The organism is Pseudomonas sp. M30-35 (genome assembly GCF_002163625.1).
Lineage (GTDB): Bacteria > Pseudomonadota > Gammaproteobacteria > Pseudomonadales > Pseudomonadaceae > Aquipseudomonas.
In genome coordinates this window covers 440,351-461,548 of the sequence record NZ_CP020892.1, presented here as the reverse complement: position 1 = coordinate 461,548, position 21,198 = coordinate 440,351, and the positions used below count along the sequence as shown (strand labels likewise).

The following is a 21,198-nucleotide window of genomic DNA, read 5'->3' as shown; positions in this document are numbered from 1 at the left end:
CGAGCAATTGCTCAGTAAATCCTTGGTTTATGCGAACTAATTACCACTGCGCATGCCCAAGACAATGCTATTAATTAAACCCCGTATGCAGCAAATGCAGCGCCATTAAGCAGGCAACTACTGCGCAACGGCCAAGCTCTGTTATACTCGGGACTTCCCGCCAGGCTTGCGCCCGGATGCTAGCCCCTCCCAGAGGCAGCAGTACCGGACGGGATTGCGCGCCCCACGTGCGATTCAAGCCAGGCAATACATCATAGGGCTACGCCCTCACTAGACAGGATTTCACATGTCCTTTGCTTCCCTCGGTCTCTCCGAGGCTTTGGTTCGTGCGGTCGAGTCCGCCGGCTACACCCAGCCAACTCCGGTGCAACAGCGGGCTATTCCCGCCGCGTTGCAAGGTCGCGACCTGATGGTAGCGGCACAGACTGGCACGGGTAAAACAGGCGGTTTCGCCCTACCAATCCTTGAACGTTTGTTCCCTAACGGTCACCCGGACCGCGAACAACGTCACGGCCCAAGACAACCACGTGTACTGGTGCTAACACCGACCCGTGAATTGGCCGCCCAGGTGCACGACAGCTTTAAGCTGTATGCCCGCGATTTGAAATTCGTCAGCGCCTGCATTTTTGGCGGCGTTGGCATGAACCCGCAAGTCCAGGCACTCGCCAAGGGCGTTGACGTTCTCGTCGCCTGCCCGGGGCGCCTGCTTGACCTTGCTGGCCAAGGCAGCATCGACCTGTCGCACGTCGAGATTTTAGTACTCGACGAAGCCGACCGTATGCTCGACATGGGTTTTATCCATGACGTTAAGAAGGTCCTCGCCCGTCTTCCGAGCAAGCGCCAGAACCTGCTGTTCTCCGCGACCTTCTCCAAAGATATTACCGACCTTGCTGGCAAGCTGCTGCATAACCCGGAACGCATCGAAGTAACGCCGCCGAACACCACGGTCGAGCGTATCGAGCAACGCGTATTCCGCCTGCAAGCGAGCCACAAGCGTGCGCTGTTGGCTCACTTGATTACTGCCGGCGCGTGGGAACAAGTACTGGTCTTCACCCGTACCAAGCACGGCGCCAACCGCCTGGCTGAATACCTCGACAAGCGCGGCTTGCCAGCGGTTGCGATTCACGGCAACAAGAGCCAGAACGCTCGCACCAAAGCCTTGGCTGATTTTAAAGCCAACAAAGTGCGCATTTTGGTAGCCACTGATATCGCCGCTCGCGGTCTGGATATCGACCAACTGCCGCACGTGGTCAACTTCGAGCTGCCAAACGTTGAAGAAGATTACGTACACCGCATTGGCCGTACTGGCCGTGCAGGTCGCAGCGGTGAAGCGATCTCGCTGGTAGCTCCAGACGAAGAAAAACTGCTGCGCGGCATCGAACGCATGACCAAGCAGAAGATTGCCGATGGCGACGTAATGGGCTTCGACGCCAGCACTGTAGAAGCTGAGCGCCCTGAAGTTCGCGAACCACGTCAGCCGCGCCAACAACGTGCGCCACGCCCTGCTACACCTGATGGTGAGCGTCATGGTGGCGGTCGTAAAGACAAAGGTAAAGACACCGGTCGCGCAGCCAAGCCTGCCGGTAGCCGCGAAGGCGGCCGTGAAGGTGCTGGCCGCAAGCCAAAGCCACGTGGCGAACGCAGTAACCGTCCAGCCGCCACGGCTGCGATTCCGGTACTCCCCCCAGACCGCGCGCCAGATGAGTTCCGCGACGACGAAATTGATAACTTTGGTAACCGCGTTGACTACGTCAGCCCGAACCAGAACAGGTCGCAAAATCGTGGACGCCGTCCTGCGGCAGCTGCTGCGCAGCCAACATCAGGCCAACCACGCAACCCGAGCCGTGGCCCACGTAGCGGTGGCGCTGCTGGCGGTGCAGCCAAGCCCAACAGCGGCGGTCAAGGCAAGCGTCAAGGTGGTCAGGGCCGTAATGGCTCCGGAGCCAACCGTTCACGCCCGCCACGTGACCGTGAGCGCAGCACCTCACTTAATCGTGATGAGCTGCCACGCAGCGAGCCAGTGGCTAACAAGACGACAGACAAACAGCCTGTCATCATGCATAAAAGCTCGCGCCTTGACCGGTTCCCAACACCGGAGCAACTGGACCAACTGCCGAGCAGTCGTCCACGCAGTGAGAAACCAGCATTGCTAACGCGTAACCGCGACGAGTAAGGCTGCAACTGCTGCATACAACAACGCCGGCCCAGTGCCGGCGTTGCTGTATCTGCGCACCGCGAATTGAGTGTTCTTCGCCCATAAAAAACGCCGACTTGAAGTCGGCGTTTTTTATGATCAATCAGTAATTACTGACGAACACCTTCAAACGAAATGATCAACTCAACTTCCTGCGCCGCAGGACCGAGGTCTTTTTCGATGTTGAAGTCTTTCAGCTTGATCGTGGTGGTGCCTTCAAAGCCAGCGCGGTAGCCGCCCCACGGGTCATCACCTTCACCGACGAACTTGGCCTTAACAACAACAGGCTTGGTCACACCGTTAAGGGTCAGGTTGCCGGTAACATCAGCTGCACCGTCGCCAGTCGATTTAACCGAAGTCGATTCGAAGGTGGCTGTTGGGTTTTTGCTGACGTTAAGGAAGTCACCACTGCGGATGTGCTTATCGCGCTCAGCATGGTTGGTGTCAACGCTCTCGGTCTGCAGGGTTACTTTAACTTTGCTGGCTTCTGGCGTCTTGGCGTCGTAGCTGAAGCTGCCATCGAATTCTTTAAAGGTGCCGTACAACCAGCTGTAACCCAAATGGTTAATCTTGAAATTAACAAAGGCGTGCTGGCCTTTTGTGTCGATCACGTAATCAGCAGCAGAAGCCTGACCCGCACCGATCAAAGCAGTGCCTAGCGCGAGTGCGGCAAGCGTTTTCTTCAACATAGAGTCTTCCTTCCAAAGTAATCTTGCAAAATCATATTGCAACGTTTCAGGGGTGCGCAGACTGTCCACGCGATTCAACAACTAAAATTTATTCGCGGCCAAGCATGCGTTTTAGCGTGCTGTCACGATCAATAAAATGGTGCTTGAGCGCAGCCAAACCATGCAGCCCCGCAAAAATAACGATCGTCCAGGCCAGGTATTCGTGCACCAAACCTGCAATATCTTCCTGATCAGGAATGCCGGTAAGGGTCGCCGGCACTTCAAACAAGCCAAAGACACTGATACCACGACCGTCTGCAGTTGAAATCAGGTAACCGGCAATCATCAACACAAACAAACCGATATACAGGAATGCGTGGCCCAATTTAGTGGCCAGCTGAGTCACACGACCATGACTTTGTAGGTGTCCCGGCGGCGGGCTGATCCAACGCCAGCACACTCGCAGGAGCATGGCTATAAACAGCAAAATACCGATGCCTTTATGGATCATCGGAGCATCGGTGTAAACGCTGCTGTAGTAATCAAGCTCGACCATCCAGACACCAAGACCAAACAAGCCAAATACCACCACGGCCACCAGCCAGTGCATCGAAATACTAATCACGCCGTAACGTGAGGGAGAGTTGCGCCACTGCATCAATATGTTCCACAAAAATTATGACTTTCAAGTTGAGCCAAGATTAGCAACAAAACTATCGATATAAAGCGTAAATTTTCGCTTTGAAATATCGGGAAATACGATAACTAACAAAGGGCTACAGGCTTTACAGAGTATTTATTTGTATCTAGAGCATATTTACCGACCATTGTTACAGCAACAACCATCAGTGACCCAACAACCCACGACTGCCGTCCCATCTACCTAACAAGACCGATGGCTTGAAACTCAATCACTAATTGCTCAGAAGCCCAGCATTCGCATCTGATAGGCTGTGTGCAAAGATTTGGAGTCCCCTATGAGTTTGAATAACCAGTGGATGCAGCGCGACCTCGCTGTGGTTTGGCACCCTTGCACACAAATGAAAGACCACGAACAGCTCCCTCTAGTGCCCATCAAACGCGGCGAAGGTGTGTGGCTTGAGGACTTCGACGGCAAGCGTTATCTCGATGCGGTCAGCTCGTGGTGGGTCAATGTCTTCGGTCACTGCAACCCGCGAATCAATCAGCGCATCAAGGATCAGGTCGATCAACTGGAACATGTCATCCTCGCCGGTTGCAGCCATCAACCCGTCATCGAGCTATCAGAACGCCTGGTCAAGCTGACCCCGGACGGACTCGACCGGGTGTTTTATGCGGACAATGGCTCATCGTGCATCGAAATCGCCTTGAAGATGAGCTTCCACTACTGGCTCAACATCGGCCAGCCAGAGAAAAAACGCTTCGTCACCCTGAGCAATAGCTACCATGGTGAGACAGTCGCGGCGATGTCGGTTGGCGATGTCGCGTTGTTCACCGACACCTATAAAGCCCTGCTCCTCGACACGATCAAAGTACCAAGCCCGGACTGCTACAACCGCCCGGAAGGCGTGAGCTGGGAAGAACATTCGCGGCTAATGTTCAACCACATGGAACAAACACTTGCCGAGCATCATCACGAAGTTTCAGCCGTCATCGTTGAACCGCTGATCCAAGGCGCAGGCGGTATGCGCATGTACCATCCGATTTACCTGACACTGTTGCGTGAAGCCTGTGACCGCTATGGCGTGCACCTGATTCTGGATGAGATTGCAGTCGGTTTCGGCCGCACCGGCACCATGTTCGCCTGCGAACAAGCCTGGATTCGCCCGGACTTCCTGTGCCTGTCCAAAGCACTGACTGGAGGCTACTTACCGCTTGCCGCCTGCTTAACCACCGACACTATTTACCAAGCGTTCTACGACGACTATTCAACCTTGCGCGCGTTTTTGCACTCGCACAGCTACACCGGCAATCCGCTGGCTTGCGCAGCGGCGTTGGCGACACTGGATATCTTCGAGCAAGACAATGTTATCGAAGCCAACCGCGCACTGAGCAAACGCATGCACGACGCCACAGCTCACCTGGTCGACCACCCGCATGTTGCCGAAGTCCGCCAAACAGGCATGGCCTTGGCAATCGAAATGGTCGCAGACAAAACCAGCAAAACGCCTTACCCGTGGCAAGAACGGCGCGGCTTAAAGGTCTATCAGCACGCCCTGGACCGCGGCGCGCTGCTGCGCCCACTGGGGAGCGTGGTGTACTTTCTGCCGCCGTATGTGATCACCCCTGAGCAGATCGACTTTCTGGCAGAAGTCGCCAGCGAGGGGATTGATATTGCCACCCGCACGTCGGTCAGCGTGGCCCAGGGTAATAGCAACTATCCGGGCTTTCGTGACCCGGGTTAAGCGTTACGGTTTTGCAAGCCGGATCACAAAGCAGGGTTAAGCTCAGCCAATAAATATTTATGATCGGCCATTAGCTGCCATGTCTTTAGATCATGGGACTGGAAGCTAATGAGCCGGTGAAAACTAATAAAAAATTGAAATCCGTGTTCGAGATTAGTTGACCACTAAAATCAACTACGAGGACCCAGCGTGGCTTTGGGGGGAGTGGGAAATGGAGTGGGTATCGTTGGTGTTGTCAGCGAGCGCGCTGATCGTAGTGCTGGTGTATATAGGTGTTGCAAGCCCTGGCGCAAAGAGAAAGCGGCTTAAACGTATCCTTGAGCAAGTGCCCGAACTTGATCGGGGTCAGGAACATTTCAAACGTCGCTACCCGCGCTATGAATATGGCACCGGCAGCTATGGAATGCCTAACGTAAAGGATTTCCGCGAAGGCACGACACTCAAAATTGGCGCTTACTGTTCAATCGCCAATGGCGTGCTGATCGTACTTGGAGGTAATCATCGTACTGACTGGATCACCACCTACCCTTTCCCGGCCAAGTTGAAAGAAGCGAGTCACATCAAGGGCTACGACGGATCACGGGGCGATGTGATAATCGGAAGCGATGTTTGGCTATGTACCAACAGCACCATTTTATCGGGAGTCACCATCGGTCACGGTGCCGTGGTGGCTGCTGGATCACTGGTTAATCGGGATGTCGCACCCTACTCTATTGTTGCGGGAAATCCTGCTCGGGTAATCGGCTGGCGTTTTGATGAGCCAACACGCGAAGCGCTGGTTGCGACGAATTGGTGGCACTGGCCAAAAGAAGAAGTTGCGAGTGTTGTCGAGCAACTGTGCTCTGACGATATTGTGGGTTTCCTTGAGTACGCTCGAAACCGTCGCCAAGCAACTTAATAGCGAATGACAGATCCCATATACGCATCCAGCGAAAGCGTGGTCTGTCAGTTTTTGTTGGTGTTTGTACCAAATATGGAAATGGAGAGTGAAACATGGAGTGGGTGTCATTAGTCCTATCGGCTAGCGCGCTGATAGTGGTGCTGTTGTACATAGGCGTTGCAAGCCCTGGCGCAAAGAGAAAACGGCTTAAACGTATCCTTGGACGTGTGCCCGAATTTGATCGAGGCAAAGAACATTTCAAGCGCCGTTACCCGCACTATGAATATGGCACCGGCAGCTATGGAATGCCTGACGTCAAGTACGTTCGCGAAGGTACGACACTCAAAATTGGCGCTTACTGCTCAATCGCCAAAGGGGTTCTGATTCTACTTGGCGGTAATCATCGGACTGACTGGGTCACCACCTATCCCTTCCCAGCCATGTTGAAACAAGCTCGTCACATCGAGGATTACGAAGAGTCACGGGGCGATGTGCTTATCGGCAGCGATGTTTGGTTATGCACCCAATGCACAATTTTATCGGGGGTTACCATTGGCCACGGGGCTGTCGTGGCGGCTGGAGCAATGGTTTGCAAGGATGTCGAACCCTTCTCGATTGTCGCGGGAAATCCTGCCCGGGTTATCGGCTGGCGTTTTGATCAACCAACACGTGATGCACTCTTAGCCAGCCAATGGTGGGACTGGCCGAAAGAGGAAGTGGCTAGTGTTGTCGAGCAACTATGCTCTGAAGATGTCGAGGGCTTCCTTGAGTACGCTCGAAACCGTCGCCAAGCAACTTAAGAGCTAATGACAGACCCCATTTGTTTATACGCATCCAGCGAAAACGTGGTCTGTCCCCTAAGAACATGTTCGTTGTTTGTAAGCGCCTAGCTGGCGCATTGCTTAGTTATTATTCAGGCATTTTTCAAAGCGAATATCACCTTCCGGTAAATTCTCCACGGGCTGCCAGCCAAGGCTTCGATAAAAGCCACTCGCACGACTTGCTCCAGCGGTTTCTAGCCATATCGTCTGGTGGTGTTGAAATAGGAAAGCCTCTGCTCTCTCCATCAGACTGCGACCCAATCCGTGCCCCTCGAACTCAGGGAGAACGAAGGCGGCAAATACGCAGCCATCCTCAACATCAACCATGGAAAAACCTACAGGGACACCATCGACCTCAGCGACCCAAGCGCACGGGGCCTCTAAAATTGCCTGTCTGATAGTCTCGGGAGTAATACCCATTTCCGCTAACTGACTATGGGACAAGTGGTTTTCCTGAACGCTTGTTCGAATATCAAAAATAGCATTGATATCGGCTTGGCCGGCAAGTCTGATTGTTTTTTCCATGACGTACTCCTTTGTATCCCATCAACGCGTTTGACCCTAATACGAAAGTCCGGCGGCCGTCCATATCGACCGCTGCAAACGTCTGCAATGCGACTCAACACCATACCGGTGCTCACACACAACGCGGGCTTCAAACACGCTAAACTGCGCTTCCCTGTATTCAGTTAATAGTTTGCCCATGCGCCTATCTCGTTTTTTTATCGATGCCCCGCTCTCCATTGGCCAGCACCCGTTGCCTGAGGCGCAGGCTCATTACATCAGCCGCGTGCTGCGCCATAGCGTCGGCGATGCGGTGCAGTTGTTTGATGGCAGCGGCAACGAGTTTCTTGGCGAGCTGGTTGAAGTTGGCAAAAAGACCGTCAGCGTTGATCTGCGCGAATGTATCGCCGGGCAACCGGAATCGCCCCTGAGCATTCATCTCGGTCAGGGTTTGTCGCGTGGCGAGCGAATGGATTGGGCGATTCAAAAAGCCACAGAGCTGGGTGCAACCGAGATCAGTCCGATCGTCAGCGAACGCTGTGAAGTCAGACTTAAAGATGAACGTGCAGATAAACGCATGGCGCATTGGCGTCAGGTGGCGGTTAGCGCCTGTGAGCAATGTGGCCGCTCAGTGGTGCCGGTGATTCATCCACCGATCAGCTTGAAAGATTGGCTAGCGCAGATAGACAGCGAGTTGAAACTGGTGCTGCACCCGGTTGCCGAACCACTGGAGAGCCATGCCAAGCCCCGCTCGCTGGCCTTTTTGATCGGGCCTGAAGGCGGCTTGAATGACGCCGAGGTCGAGCAGGCCAAAGAACAGGGTTTTCATGCTGCGCGTTTAGGCCCAAGGGTGTTGCGCACCGAAACGGCGCCGGTGGTGGCTCTGAGTGTCGCGCAGCAGTTGTGGGGCGATTTTTAAGTCGCAGCAGCCGTAAAGCAAAACGCCAGCATCCGCTGGCGTTTGTCGTGCAGCCAGGCTTAGATCAGGCCTGCGTCTTCCAGCAACTGCTCAAGTGCGATCAGATCAGGGATTTTGACCACTTCATCACCCACTTGCACCGCATCCAATTCCAATGGCGCCAGTGTTGCGCCAGGTGCTGTAACCAGGTCGCTGGCAACTTTTACCGAGCGCGGAATACCCTGCACCAGCAGGGCAATAAACTTAACTTTTTCCCGGCCACCCGGCGCGTTGATCACCGCCACCCGAGCATTGCCGCCGATTTGTGCCTGCCCATCACTGGCTGCCTCGAATGACAACAACGGCAAGCGCAGGTCACGCCAATTGATCTGCCCCAAAAACCATGCAGGCATCCCCGCGCTCGGCTGTGGCGCGCGATACGGGATCAACTCCGCAACCACCACGTTAGGTATCAGCAAGGTGCGATCGGCCAACGGAATGGCTAGGCACGTGAGGCTGGTGACGCTGTTTTCGGTCGTTATAGCTTGGCTCATTAAGAAGTCCTGATCAGGCGTTCGATGCAGAATTACGGCACTGCTCTGCCAGATAATTAACCAGCCCGAGCGCCAGCTCACGAGGGTCAGCCGTATAATCGCTGTAGCCACCTTCACGCAAGCTGTCGGGCATACTTGGGCACACGCACGTATCGGCGCGCTGGGTCCAGACAAGTGCATTCTGACGTTTGACGTACGCGGCAGCTGCACTGCCATCGCTGCCCATGCCACTGAATACGATCACCCCGCATTGGTTGCCAAACTGCTGAGCCAGATTCAACATCATCTGGTCAATCGAAGGGCTATACGGCTCGGGCCAGGCACGTTCGGTAATATGCATCGCACCGTCGCGGGCGAACTCAAGTTCACGGCTGATCGGCACTACAATCACTTCGCCGCACCGCACACTATCGCCGTCGCGCGCCGGGTTAACATGCCATTGACTGTGCCGGCCTACCGCTTGCGGTAACACTGACTCGAAGCTGGCATCGATGTGTTGCGCGTAAATAAAGCCCACCGGCAAACCGCCGGGCAAAGCATCCAGAAAGGCTTTAACCGCTGCCGGGCCGCCCATTGATGCGGCCAACAGCCAGACCTGCTGCGCAGGCGCGCCGACCACCAATTGCGAATCAGCCAGCACTTGCGGCAACTCTAAACGCGTTGGGCGCTGCGCCTCAGTCAATAAAGCCTCAAGCGTTGGCCCCACTGCTTTTGACGGATCGCCCACCAGCTTTTTAAGTTTGGCAAACAGGCTGCGTTCCCAGCGTGGGTAGTTCTCGGAATGACGTTCAGGCGCATGGCCTTCGCCAAACAACACCGGCGCAGAGGTCGTTTCGAGCAGGTTATCAATCAATGGCGAGTCGTCTGACTGAGCCAGATCAACCAGCCACAGGTCAGCCTCGCATGCCTGCAACGCCTCTTCATCAAGACGCGCTGGATCACTGTTCATAACCACTTCGTAGCCACTGCCCGCCAGCGCCTGCTGCAGCACATGGCGCTGCAAGGATGTATCAGCAATTACGGCGATGCGAGCGGTGGCCTTTGCTGTCATGTGCGTTTAACCAACTGATTGATGCTCTCAAGCAAGAGCGACTCTTGGTAAGGTTTACCCAGGTACTCGTTGACACCAATGCTTAGCGCCCGCTCACGGTGTTTTTCACCGGTACGCGAGGTGATCATGATGATCGGCAAGTCCTTCAGACGTGAGTCGTGACGCACCAGCGTCGCCACTTCGAAGCCATCCATGCGCGGCATTTCGATATCCAACAGCATGATGTCTGGCTTGTGCTCTTGCAGCAGCGAGATCGCATCAACCCCATCTTTGGCGGTCAGTACGTTCATACCGTTACGCTCAAGCAAACGGCTGGTCACCTTACGCACCGTCACCGAGTCATCCACCACCATCACCAGCGTTGGACGATCGGCTTCGATCTCCGCCTCTGTCGCTTTCTGGTTAACCAAGCGAGGTTGCAGTTGGTTAAGCAGATGCGCGTGCAACACACGAATGGTTGCCAGCAGATCGAGAATCACCACCACGCGACCGTCACCGAGGATGGTCGCCCCGGAAATACCGTGCACACCGGCAAATTGCGGACCGAGGCTCTTCACCACGATCTCACGAGAACCCGCCAACGAATCGACCTGCACCGCAACGGTGTGCTCACTCGAACGCACCAGAATCACCGGCAACGGCAAGCTTTGCCCAACCAGTTTCGGTTGCTGGCCGTTATTGAGCAGGTCGCCGAGATAACGCAACTCGTAAGCTTGGCCAGCGTACTCGAAGCGCGGCGCATCAGGCGCGTAATAGGCTTCAAGCTCGTAAGGCGAAACGCGCACGATACCTTCGATGGTGTTCAGTGGAATCGCGTAGAGGTCTTCACCCGAGTACACCATCAACGCGCGGTTAACCGACACGGTAAATGGCAGACGAATCAGGAAGCTGGTGCCGACGCCCGGCGTCGAGTCGATGCTCATCGAGCCACCGAGCTGCTTAACCTCGGAGTGCACCACGTCCATACCGACGCCACGGCCAGAGATCTGCGTGACCTTCTCGGCAGTGGAGAAACCCGCCTCAAGAATGAATTGTAGAACTTCGTAATCAGTGAGGTCGGAATCTGCATCCATAAGGCCACGCTCGATGGCTTTACGGCGAACCGCATCACGGTTGATACCACCACCGTCATCGGTCAGGGTCAGGGCGATATCACCGCCCTCGCGGCCCAGGCTCAGACGAATCGTGCCTTGCGCAGGCTTACCCGCAGCGCGGCGCGCATCAACTGACTCAATACCGTGATCCACGGCGTTACGCAGCATGTGTTCAAGCGGTGCGACGATACGCTCAAGAACGGTACGGTCCATCTCACCATCGGCATTACCGACGACGAACTCAACCTGTTTGCCTAGCTCGCCTGCAACCTGGCGGACGATACGCCGCAGACGCGGTACCAAACGCTCGAATGGCACCATGCGCGTACGCATCAGGCCTTCCTGCAACTCGGTATTGACCCGCGCTTGTTGCAGCAGCAAGGTTTCCGCGTCGCGGTTACGTGCGGCCAGTGTCTCTTTCAAATCGAGCAAGTCAGACGCCGACTCGAACAATGAGCGCGACAAGGTTTGCAGTTGTGAGTGACGGTCCATTTCCAGCGGATCGAAGTCTTCGTAACCGGCGCGTTCAGCCTCAGCCTGATAGCTGCTGAGAATCTGTGCCTGGGTTTCAGTATCGAGACGCCGTAACTGATCACGTACCCGGTCGATGGTCGATTCCATCTCGCTGAGCGTGAAGCCAAAGTCACTGACCTGCTGTTCAACCCGGCCACGGAAGATCGATGTCTCACCCGCCAAGTTGACCAAGCCTTCAAGCAACTCCGCAGGCACTTTGACCAGCTCTTGCGGAGCCCGGCGTGATGCGGCTTCTTGTGCAGCTTCCTGGGCGCGACGGACGAAAGGCAGAACCTTGTCGACCAGTTCGTGCGCAGGCATTGCACTGGCGGCAACAATCGGCGCAGACAGGTTTGACTGATAATTGGCGACGGGCGCTGCTGGCTCTTCGACCGGCGCATCCAAAGGTTCATTCGCCAGGCGTTCCCGCAGCAAATCAACTTCGCTAACCAGGCCTTCATAACCCGACTGCACGTCGAGATAAATGCTCTCCGGCCATGGCGCACTTTGCTGCTGCGCTTCGCTCAGATGCTGCTCAAGGTCATGCGCCAGATCACCCAGTCGCTTCTGACCGGCCAAACGCGCGCCACCTTTGAGGGTGTGCAAAATACGCAGGATGTCATCAATCGCGCTGACGTCATCACGACTGACGTCCCAACGGCCGACCGCAACTTCCATTGATTCAAGCAGCTCATCCGCTTCTTCAAGGAAGATATCGAGGATATCTGACTCTTCGCCATCTTCAGCGCCAGCCGCATGCAAGTGCACGCTGGATGGCATGCTCAGCTGTTGGCCCGGACTGCTGCGGAACTGCTTGATGGTCTCGATCAATGCAGCGCCATTTGGCACCGGACGCTGATCACGCACGGCTTCGAGCATTGCTGCAAGGCTGTCGTGACTATGTTGCAGCAAGTTAAACAGCTCAGGGCTCGCACGCAGGCGGCCATCGCTCAAACCTTCATACAGAAATTCAAGCTCATGGGCGAGATCGCCAACTTCAGCGATTTCAGACATCCGCGCGCCACCTTTAAGGGTGTGCAGGTCGCGTTGCAGTGACTCCAACTCAAGGCTGTTATCAACATCGTTGATCCAGCGTTGCAAGGCCGTAGCCGAGCTGTCGAGAATATCGAAAGCTTCTTCAAGAAAAATCTCGACCAGCTCTTGATCACGCTCATCAACAGGCTCCGCAATCGGCGCTTGCGCCGCTGGCACAGCATCTGATTCGGACGACATATTGAGATCGAGCAAGGGTGCTTGCGTCGCATCGGTCTGATTCGCTTCGTCCAGCGGCTGTAAGTCAGCTTCGCTGGCACTCGCATCCTCTGCGCTTATCGGTTCGGCATCAGGTTGCTCGGCGCCCAGTTCTTCGCCGTTCTCAGGTTCGAGGTCTGCGGCTTGAGCGTCTGGCTGATCAGACGCTGATTCATCCGTCTCAGCGTCTGACAGGTCGTGCTCAATCTCAGGCTCAGGCTCAGGTTCAGCAGTTAGCTCGGCAATTTCGGCGCTGTCGTCAACTGATCCAGCGGGCGTCGATGGCTCTGCCTGAGGCTGATCGTCCGCAACAATCTGATCACCACGGATAAATGCCTGAATGGCAGCAATCAAATCATCGGCCGGAGCCATTTGCGCCCGAGCTTGCATCTGTTCAACTTGAACGGCCAGGCGGTCGTGACTTTGCTGGAGTAAACCAGTCAGTTCAGGCGCAACCTTCAGACGACCATCGAGCAGACGCTCATAAAGCGTTTCCAGCTCGTGACCGAGGTCACCAACCGGCTTGATGTTGGCCATCCGCGCACCACCTTTGAGGGTGTGCAGATCACGATAAAGCTCGTGCAGTGGAGTGTGATCTTCCGGGTTTGCCAACCAGCGATCGAGTGAAACACTGGCGCTATCGAGCAGGTCGACCGCTTCCTCAAGGAAGATTTCAACCATCTCGTCATCCAACGACTCATAGACATCGATGCTTGATGGTTGCTCGACAAGTGGCGGTTGAGCAGGTTCAGGTTCAAACGCTACGATTTCAGCGGTTGATGCGGGCAGCTCGTCGCTTGGCTCTTCGGTCGGGTCAACGCTTGACTCCTCAACCGAATCTGCGTCTGTAAGCGCCTGCAGCGCCGCAGTTGCAGCATCAAGCTCAACAATGTCCAGGCCGTCGGGGCTCGACAACAAAGCCAACTTGGATGGATCGAGTGCTTCATTGAGCAAAACCCGCAAGGCCTCGACTCGCTGCGGCTCAGTACTGACCTGCAGGCCCGCAGCGACTTGATCCATCATTCCGATAAGTGCTTCGTGGGCCAGCTCTGCCTCAGTGAAGAAGCGCTCACTAACCGCAAGCCTGCCTTCTTCGACAGCGCCATAAAGATCCAGCAATGCCTCGCAAAGCTCATCGATTTGCGGCAGCTCAGCCATGTCAGCGCCACGCCCAAGCATGGTTAACTCATCAAGCAATGCGCTGAGTTCCTGACGCTCGAACGGATGTTCGCGCCAGTTGCGCAAGAGTTTCTCGGCATCCAGCAGAATATCCATGCCTTCAGCCAGGAAGATGCTGATCAACTGTGGATCACGCGTCTCGCCCAACTCACTTTTGCGGTTGTTCTCAGCAGTATCGAGGCGCTCCCGATGCAACGCTTGCACATCACTGAGGAACGTTTCCGCGCCAGGCAATGCGGCCAGCGGATGCTCTTCAAGTTGCGCAAGCGCCAGACGGAACAACTGCTCAGCCCTACGCAACAGATCAGCCTCGGACATATCCAACGCGATCAGGTTGGTCTTGAACTCCTTGACCAGCTTTTCCAGCGGCGCAGCGATCTCGGCAACCGGCAGAATACCGGCCATGTAGGCACTGCCTTTTAGCGTGTGCAGAGCACGCTGCAAATCATCGGTAACCGGCTGCGGTAACTCACGTTCGCAATCGGCGATGAAACGCAACAAGGTGTCGAGATGAGTCTCAGCCTCGCTGCGGAAGATATCCAGCAACTGCGGATCGAGCATTTCATCACGGTCGCTCGACGGTTCAGCCACATCATCAGACGCTTCAACCGTGGCCTCAACTGGCTCGGTGACCACTGGCTGGTTGATGCGCTGGCCTTTGGCCAAGGCATGCGCAGTCATCGCCAGCAGGTCAACGTCATCACGCTGACGCTGCGCCTTGTCAGCATATTCGTTGACCAGTTCAGGTGTCAGGTTGATGACATCAGTGATCACCTGTTGCACATCAGCATCAGGCTCGATACTGCGATCAAGTACGCGATTGAGCAGGTTTTCAATCGACCAAGCCAGCTCACCGATAACCAGCGCACGGACCATCCGGCCACTGCCCTTGAGGGTGTGGAAAGCCCGACGCACTTCAATCAAGGCATCTTTGTTCTGGGTGTCAGCGCACCACTGCGGGTAATACTCGGCGATGGTTTCGAGTACTTCAGCGGCTTCTTCAATGAACACTTCAGCCAGTTCATCATCGAAGGGCTCTTCATCGGCCGGAGGCGGCAACAGGCTTGGCGGTACGTCATGGGCGGGTGGGTTAACCACTTGCGCCGGTGCAGCCATGACATCGGCCATCGACATCGGCTTTTCAGCCTCATCGGCAGACGTAGGCTGTGACTCACTCAAGCTTGGCAGCTCAACCTCTGGCAAGCCCAGTGCTGCAATATCTTCGTCGTTCCAGCTGGTTTGTGGCTCTAGCGAATCAAGGCTGAAGGCCTCAAGCTGCAGGTCGGGGTCATCTAATGAAAACGCTGGATTTTCATCAAGTTGCAACCTAGGCAGTTGCTCATCAGCTGGCGCATCCGTCGGCTCAAATTCCAGATCGGCGAAATCGAAGTCAACCAGCTCGATGTCGTTTTCGGTGCTGTTTTCAACCGGGGTGATCTCGGCCAAGTCAAAGCTCAGCGCCTCTGGGTTGTCTGAATCAAGGTCAGCAAACTCATCACTCAGATCATCCAATGAGCCAAAATCCACGGACTCATCTGACTGCGCCGGGCTCGAGTCGGTAATCGGCTCTACTTTTGTCGTTTCAGCATCAAGCTGTTGCTCAAGAGCAGCGTCAAAGTTGTCACTCGACAGATCCACTTCCAGGCTTTGCTCTGGTTCTGGTTCTGCGATGGACTCAGCATTGATTACTTCGATGTCGTCCAGCGGATTAGCCAAAGGCTCAAGTTCGTTGGCGCCGAGGTCCAGATCGAACTCAGGCAACGCCGCTTGCTCCTCAAGATCAAACTCAGCGCTGGCGTCGAACGCTGCGGGCTGAAGCGGCTCGGTTTCGGCTTTATCCAGCGTCGCAACATCTGCTGATTCAGGCGCTTCTGGCTGATCAAGAGTCGATGGTTTTTGCTGCAGCGGATAACCTAAACTTTCGAGGCTTTCTTCCGCCACGTCGAGAATCAAATTACCTTGGCTCGCGTGATCATCACCCAAGCGCTCAAGGTAATACTCAACGCTGGTAATAGCGTCTGCCAGAGTGTCCAGACTTTGCCAATTAGGTATGGCTTTGCGCTCTAGCAATTGCTCTTGAATGTAACGATTGCAGGCATTAAGCAGTTGCGCAGCGCGCTCCAGCGGAATCATTGCCAAGCCGCCACGTACTTGCGTGAGCAACTCGGGCACACGGGCCAGATGGTCGTGATTCCACTGCGAAGCAATGAATTCAATAATCGCATCTTTGGCTTGTTCGAGGCCGGTGCGCGCCTCTTTGATCACTAACTGGTGGATCTGCGCGACGTCGGTAGTCGGCAGATGGCTTTCCTCACTGCCGCCCTCTTCGGATGGGCCAACCATGCCCGCCAGCGTCGCCTCGACATACAGCAGCGCGCCGGCTACATCCATCAACACGGCATCGCTAGGCTCACGCAGGCCTTGGGCCAAGCCTTGAACCACGGCTATTTGGTCAATGATGACTTTACGCGGCTGGGCAAAACCCAGCACCGCCAAGGTGTCAGAAATTTGCTTGAGCGGAGCAAGCAAAGACTCCAGCTCAGCGATTTGTGCACGGTCACTGCGCACAAACAGATCGAGGCTGTCTTTGACCCGAACCAGCTCTTCACACAGCGCACCCACCACCGAACGCATGGCGTTGCGGTCAGGACCCGCGAGGCTCGCCCGTTCGGCGTCAACGATTTCATCGTCAGGCAGTGCTTCATCCAGACGGTAATGTTGTTTCAATGCGGCAATACGTGGGGTTTTGCCGCTAGCTTTGGCGACATAGAACAACAGGTTCTTGATCAACTCATCCGGCGCAGGCTGATTGAAGCCCTCTGCACCTTGGACCATCAGCCGCTTGAGTTCTTTGTCGACTTCACGCAACAGCGCGCGCACCGAGCTTCCATTGGCGATACTGCCGCTGGCGAGCCCTTCAATAACGCCCGAGGCGATCTGCCATAACGGACCGAGCGGCGCCTCTTTGCACAGCGATTCCAGGCGTGCAAATACCCGCGCCATATACCCCAGATTGGTTGGCAGATCTTGATTGCGCAACACGCCAACCAAAGCCATTTGCAGCATTTGCCGCAGCTTGCGTAGCAATCCTGGCAGCTCAGCGTTATAGCGCTGCGCCAGTGCTTCACTCGACAGCGCTGACGGGCGCTGGGACATATCCGGGGCAAACAGACTGGTCTCTGAGAGCAGTTTTTCACCACGTGCAGAGCGCAGGTCATTGAGCAGAGGCAGCACGACCATCGGCAGATCGCGGCGCGCAGTTTGTATGCGATCCAGATAAACCGGCATCTGCAGAATCGCCTGCATCAGCACTTCCAGCGCTTCGCCCTGGTTGCCGACCCGACCTTCCATTAACGCTTGCGAGAGGTGTTCCATTTCTTCCGCGAGCAATGCCGCGCCATGGAATTCAACCATCTGCAAGGTACCGTGTACCTGATGCACGTAAGTCAAACAGAAACGCATGCGCGTAGGGTCTTGAGGGTTCTCAACGAACGACTCAAGTGCCTGACGTGCCTGCTTCAGGGTTTCTGCTACTTCGCCTTTGACCCACTCTAGGGCGACATAGTCGTGCCGATCACCCATAGTCACTCCGCTCATAACTTGCCCTTACGGGTAAACGCCAGAACTCGCTCGTCGGCGACCGGTATCAAATCCGGATGCTGCCAACCCGCTACTTCACCGACCCCAATAACCAGCAGACCACCCGGTGCAAGGCGTTCTGCTAAGCAATTGAGGATCTCTCGGCGACGCCAGCGACGAAAATAGATCAACAAGTTCTGACAAAAAATAACGTCCATGCCGGCCATTGGCGCCTTCGCCAACTCCAGCACATTGAGCTTGGCGCAACACACTTGCGACGCCAGTTCCGGTGATACTTTGAGGCTGCCATCGGGCTCAGCAGAAAAATAACGCTGAGCTATATGTGTCTCTAATTGCTCAAGCTTTCGCGCTGCAAACCGCCCTTCACGTGCCTTACTTAACGCGTTGAGGCTGATGTCGGTACCGGTGACCGCAAAATGTGCAGGCAATCCGGCATTTTCAAGCACCTGGGCGGCAGTGATGGCCAATGAATACGGCTCTTCACCACTGGAGCAGCCAACACTCCAGAACTCCCACGGCTTAGCCAACGGTTGCTGCAACCTTGATTGCAGGTAACGCTCAAGCACATCAAATGAGGCGCGGTGACGAAAAAACCGGGTCTCCTGAACCGTTAACCGATCCAACAGCAACGACCACTCAACCGCGCCACGCGGCCCATCTGTGACCTGGCGATAGTAGTCAGCGTAGTCACTGACGCCCAGTTCACGCATGCGCGAACTCAGGTTGGTCTGCAAAAACGCTTTGCGCTGCTCCTGAATCACGACGCCAGTGCGATCTTCGAGCAAGGTCTGCCAGCGATGGAATTCGTCGTTAGACATCTCCATGACTGGCTGCAAGGCCCACGCACCAAGCGGGTTGTCGTGACGTTCGGTCATAGTCCTAGGACTCCGGGCAGCGACCTTTGCAAGCCGCTGCGCAGCCATCGATTAAGCCTGCTCCCCTTCCGGTAAGGTAAAGCCGGATACCGACTTACGCATCTCACTGGCCATCTTCGCCAAGTTACCAATGCTCTTGGCGGTTGCGGTTGTACCGGACGACGTTTGCGAGGTGATCTCCTGAATCACGTTCATGGTGTTGGAGATGTGACCGGCAGACGATGCCTGTTGGCGTGCTGCGTTGGAGATGTTCTGAATCAAGGCCGCAAGGGTCTTCGATACTTTCTCAATCTCTTCCAGTGCAACCCCGGCATCCTGCGCCAGGCGAGCACCGCGCACCACTTCAGAGGTGGTCTGTTCCATCGAAATTACAGCTTCGTTGGTGTCAGTCTGAATCGTCTTAACCAGTGCCTCAATCTGCTTGGTTGCAGCAGAGGAACGTTCTGCGAGGCGCTGTACTTCGTCCGCAACTACGGCGAAGCCTCGACCTGCATCACCGGCCATGGAGGCCTGAATTGCAGCGTTAAGGGCGAGAATGTTGGTTTGGTCAGCAATGTCGTTAATCAAGCTAACGATGTCACCGATCTCCTGGGACGATTCACCGAGGCGCTTAATCCGCTTCGATGTGTCCTGGATCTGCTCACGGATGTTATCCATGCCGGTGATGGTGTTGTGCACCACCTCGTTACCCTTGTTGGCGATGGCTACCGAACGTTCCGCTACCGCGGACGATTCAGAGGCGTTCGCCGATACCTGGTCAATCGACACAGCCATTTCGTTGATCGCCGCAGATGCACCGGCAATTTCTTGCGCTTGGTGCTCAGACGCCTCGGCCAGATGCATCGCCGTCGCCTGTGTTTCCTGAGCAGCACCTGCCACCTGCACAGCGGTCAAGTTAATGGTCGCAACCAGGTCACGCAGTTGGTCGATGGAGTAATTGATGGAGTCAGCAATTGCGCCGGTGAAGTCCTCGGTTACAGTTGCCGCTACCGTCAAGTCACCGTCTGCGAGGTCGGCAATTTCATCGAGCAGTCGCAAAATCGCAGTTTGGTTACGGTCATTCTTTTCGGCCGTTTCAGTCAGTCGGCGGTTAGTCGAGCGGACCATCACGATACCGATCAGGATGATCGAAGCCAGTACCAGCAAGCCCAGCACATAACCGATCAGGGTATTGATCTGACGGCCGTCAACGAGGCTGTCAAAACCAGCCGACAGGTCGGAAGCTCTATCGAGTAGGGTTTGCGACACAGTAAAGATCGAGTTCGCCGACTCACGAACCTGGAACAGCTCTGGCGAAGTTTCGAGAATTTCGTCTACCGAACCCGATACGAATTCGAACAGCTCAGAAATCTCACCGAGACGATCCAGCGCCTCAATATCTTCTACCCGGGTGATTTCCATGGCGACATTGCCTTCCAGCATCGCGCTCAATACGCGACCGAAAAGGCTGGCGTCACGGCCGAAGGTATCCGCAGCCTGTACCGAGTCAGTATCACCGGCGAGAACCTTGTTCACCGAGCCGAGGATACGTTCAGCCAACAGCGACTGACGCTGAGCGACCGAAACCTGAGCCGCTGGCGCACCACTTTCCAACAGGATATCGACGACTTCTTCGTACTCAACCTGCAGTTGTGGAATGGTTTCAGCCAACGTTGCCGCTACTTGGTGCAACGACAGAACGGTTTGCTCACTGGCCAGAATGGAGTCAGTGTTTTTACGCAAGCTGTCCCAATCTTTCTGCACAGCCGCCATTTGTGGCTGCACTTGCTCAGGAGCTGGCGGCAATCCGCTTTCAGCGTTGCCATCGGTCAGGATTGCCCAGCGCTTTTGAAAGTCGTTGCGTGCATCACGCAACAAACCAAAGGCTTCAGGCGTACCTGTTGCAGCTTCCGTGGCGTTTTTAGCAATACGCTGGGACAGAACACGTAGCTCACCGGAGTGACCGATGTATTCAGTATCGTAGTTGGACTGGGTGTTGATATAAGCGAAGTTAACGAACAACAACACCACTGACAGAATCAGGACGATAAACAGCCCCAGGATCAGCGTACTGCTGCGCGTACCCGCGAATAATTTGCCTGCATTTAGTTTTTTCATTATCTGGCCCCCGCCTGGACCGACCGCACTACGGTTCCCATATAACGCCAAAAGGCCGACAAAGCCGACCCAACCGAAAATCTTATTAAAATGCTACCGCTAGAAAGTCTGGGTTCTGTGCCAGCGCAAAAGGGCTAAACACTAACCAAGCTTGCTCACGTTGAAAGACGCCATGGATAAACGGTTCTACCGATGCTTCAAGTGGTGGCAACTGTTCAGAAAAAGTATCAACTGAAAAGTGCTGCATCCCAAAGACTTCGTCGACCGTAAGGCCTGCAAAAATCTCTTGGTGATCCACGACCAGTACCCGTCGCTGCTTACGCAGTGGCGACAACTCATTACCTAGAAAGCCGCATAAATCCATGACTGGAAGCAAACGACCCCGCACGTTTGCCACGCCCTTGACCCAGCTCTTAACGCCTGGCAACAAGGTATACCGTGGTTCGTGCAGCACTTCACCGACCTCACCCATCGGTGCGACGAACAAACGCTCTCCCATCCGAAAGCCGATACCACTCCATGTCTGCTGGGCGGCTTGCTGCATAGGCAAACCAGCCGCGAGCGCACGACAACGTTGATCGATTTCAAGAAGTTTTTGAAAAGGTGTTCGTACGTCAGACATGCCCACTGCAGCC

General features: G+C 55.3%; 14 protein-coding genes. 5 read left to right on the top strand and 9 right to left on the bottom strand.

Annotation, left to right across the window (positions count from 1 at the left end; genetic code table 11):
* Positions 1-286 precede the first annotated feature (286 nt).
* Positions 287-2,173, top strand: a complete 1,887-nt coding sequence (locus B9K09_RS02035; protein ID WP_087515285.1) for a DEAD/DEAH box helicase — start codon at positions 287-289, stop codon at positions 2,171-2,173.
* A 131-nt stretch (positions 2,174-2,304) separates the two neighbouring features.
* Here the strand turns inward: B9K09_RS02035 and B9K09_RS02030 are convergent, their stop codons facing one another.
* On the bottom strand, positions 2,305-2,883 hold the full coding sequence (locus tag B9K09_RS02030; protein ID WP_087515284.1) for a YceI family protein: 579 nt from the start codon (positions 2,881-2,883) through the stop codon (positions 2,305-2,307).
* An 88-nt stretch (positions 2,884-2,971) separates the two neighbouring features.
* Positions 2,972-3,520 (bottom strand): cytochrome b, encoded by a 549-nt coding sequence (locus tag B9K09_RS02025; RefSeq protein WP_087515283.1) that lies wholly within the window; start codon positions 3,518-3,520, stop codon positions 2,972-2,974.
* 319 nt (positions 3,521-3,839) lie between these two features.
* Here B9K09_RS02025 and B9K09_RS02020 point away from each other — a divergent pair, with 319 nt between their 5' ends.
* The 3 genes from B9K09_RS02020 to B9K09_RS02010 all read left to right on the top strand — a co-directional run bounded on the left by B9K09_RS02020 (position 3,840) and on the right by B9K09_RS02010 (position 6,926).
* Positions 3,840-5,246 carry an adenosylmethionine--8-amino-7-oxononanoate transaminase gene (locus B9K09_RS02020; RefSeq protein ID WP_087515282.1) on the top strand — a complete coding sequence of 469 codons (1,407 nt, stop codon included), beginning with the start codon at positions 3,840-3,842 and terminating at the stop codon, positions 5,244-5,246.
* 211 nt (positions 5,247-5,457) lie between these two features.
* On the top strand, positions 5,458-6,144 hold the full coding sequence (locus B9K09_RS02015; RefSeq protein ID WP_087515281.1) for a CatB-related O-acetyltransferase: 687 nt from the start codon (positions 5,458-5,460) through the stop codon (positions 6,142-6,144).
* Between the two features lie 95 nt (positions 6,145-6,239).
* A complete protein-coding gene (locus tag B9K09_RS02010) occupies positions 6,240-6,926 on the top strand; it encodes a CatB-related O-acetyltransferase (protein ID WP_087515280.1) in 687 nt (228 codons plus the stop codon).
* A gap of 102 nt (positions 6,927-7,028) precedes the next feature.
* On the opposite strand, the gene B9K09_RS02005 is transcribed toward B9K09_RS02010, so the two are convergent.
* Positions 7,029-7,472 carry a GNAT family N-acetyltransferase gene (locus B9K09_RS02005; protein WP_087515279.1) on the bottom strand — a complete coding sequence of 148 codons (444 nt, stop codon included), beginning with the start codon at positions 7,470-7,472 and terminating at the stop codon, positions 7,029-7,031.
* Between the two features lie 178 nt (positions 7,473-7,650).
* On the opposite strand from B9K09_RS02005, the gene B9K09_RS02000 reads away from it, so the two are divergent.
* The gene (locus B9K09_RS02000) at positions 7,651-8,370 is read left to right on the top strand and encodes a 16S rRNA (uracil(1498)-N(3))-methyltransferase (protein WP_087515278.1); all 720 of its coding nucleotides are present in this window, start codon (positions 7,651-7,653) and stop codon (positions 8,368-8,370) included.
* A gap of 59 nt (positions 8,371-8,429) precedes the next feature.
* Here B9K09_RS02000 and B9K09_RS01995 read toward each other — a convergent pair whose 3' ends face one another.
* The 6 genes from B9K09_RS01995 to B9K09_RS01970 all read right to left on the bottom strand — a co-directional run bounded on the left by B9K09_RS01995 (position 8,430) and on the right by B9K09_RS01970 (position 21,185).
* A complete protein-coding gene (locus tag B9K09_RS01995) occupies positions 8,430-8,903 on the bottom strand; it encodes a chemotaxis protein CheW (RefSeq protein ID WP_087515277.1) in 474 nt (157 codons plus the stop codon).
* 13 nt (positions 8,904-8,916) lie between these two features.
* Entirely contained in the window at positions 8,917-9,954 is a 1,038-nt protein-coding gene (locus B9K09_RS01990; RefSeq protein ID WP_087515276.1) for a chemotaxis protein CheB, read from the bottom strand.
* Positions 9,951-17,573, bottom strand: a complete 7,623-nt coding sequence (locus B9K09_RS01985; RefSeq protein ID WP_087515275.1) for an Hpt domain-containing protein — start codon at positions 17,571-17,573, stop codon at positions 9,951-9,953. The genes B9K09_RS01990 and B9K09_RS01985 overlap by 4 nt, the downstream gene beginning before the upstream one ends.
* Positions 17,574-17,584: 11 nt before the next feature.
* Positions 17,585-18,466, bottom strand: a complete 882-nt coding sequence (locus B9K09_RS01980; RefSeq protein WP_087515274.1) for a protein-glutamate O-methyltransferase — start codon at positions 18,464-18,466, stop codon at positions 17,585-17,587.
* A gap of 51 nt (positions 18,467-18,517) precedes the next feature.
* Positions 18,518-20,563 carry a methyl-accepting chemotaxis protein gene (locus B9K09_RS01975; RefSeq protein WP_087515273.1) on the bottom strand — a complete coding sequence of 682 codons (2,046 nt, stop codon included), beginning with the start codon at positions 20,561-20,563 and terminating at the stop codon, positions 18,518-18,520.
* Between the two features lie 85 nt (positions 20,564-20,648).
* A complete protein-coding gene (locus B9K09_RS01970) occupies positions 20,649-21,185 on the bottom strand; it encodes a chemotaxis protein CheW (protein WP_087515272.1) in 537 nt (178 codons plus the stop codon).
* Between the last annotated feature and the right edge of the window lie 13 nt (positions 21,186-21,198).

Bases quoted from the DNA above. Each gene is read 5' to 3' on its own strand.
- B9K09_RS02000 (WP_087515278.1), top strand. From the start codon at position 7,651: ATGCGCCTATCTCGTTTTTTTATCGATGCCCCGCTCTCCATTGGCCAG.
- B9K09_RS01995 (WP_087515277.1), bottom strand. From the start codon at position 8,903: ATGAGCCAAGCTATAACGACCGAAAACAGCGTCACCAGCCTCACGTGC.
- B9K09_RS01975 (WP_087515273.1), bottom strand. From the start codon at position 20,563: ATGAAAAAACTAAATGCAGGCAAATTATTCGCGGGTACGCGCAGCAGT.
- B9K09_RS02010 (WP_087515280.1), top strand. From the start codon at position 6,240: ATGGAGTGGGTGTCATTAGTCCTATCGGCTAGCGCGCTGATAGTGGTG.
- B9K09_RS02020 (WP_087515282.1), top strand. From the start codon at position 3,840: ATGAGTTTGAATAACCAGTGGATGCAGCGCGACCTCGCTGTGGTTTGG.
- B9K09_RS02005 (WP_087515279.1), bottom strand. From the start codon at position 7,472: ATGGAAAAAACAATCAGACTTGCCGGCCAAGCCGATATCAATGCTATT.
- B9K09_RS02030 (WP_087515284.1), bottom strand. From the start codon at position 2,883: ATGTTGAAGAAAACGCTTGCCGCACTCGCGCTAGGCACTGCTTTGATC.
- B9K09_RS02025 (WP_087515283.1), bottom strand. From the start codon at position 3,520: ATGCAGTGGCGCAACTCTCCCTCACGTTACGGCGTGATTAGTATTTCG.
- B9K09_RS02035 (WP_087515285.1), top strand. From the start codon at position 287: ATGTCCTTTGCTTCCCTCGGTCTCTCCGAGGCTTTGGTTCGTGCGGTC.
- B9K09_RS01990 (WP_087515276.1), bottom strand. From the start codon at position 9,954: ATGACAGCAAAGGCCACCGCTCGCATCGCCGTAATTGCTGATACATCC.
- B9K09_RS01970 (WP_087515272.1), bottom strand. From the start codon at position 21,185: ATGTCTGACGTACGAACACCTTTTCAAAAACTTCTTGAAATCGATCAA.
- B9K09_RS01980 (WP_087515274.1), bottom strand. From the start codon at position 18,466: ATGACCGAACGTCACGACAACCCGCTTGGTGCGTGGGCCTTGCAGCCA.
- B9K09_RS02015 (WP_087515281.1), top strand. From the start codon at position 5,458: ATGGAGTGGGTATCGTTGGTGTTGTCAGCGAGCGCGCTGATCGTAGTG.
- B9K09_RS01985 (WP_087515275.1), bottom strand. From the start codon at position 17,573: ATGGGTGATCGGCACGACTATGTCGCCCTAGAGTGGGTCAAAGGCGAA.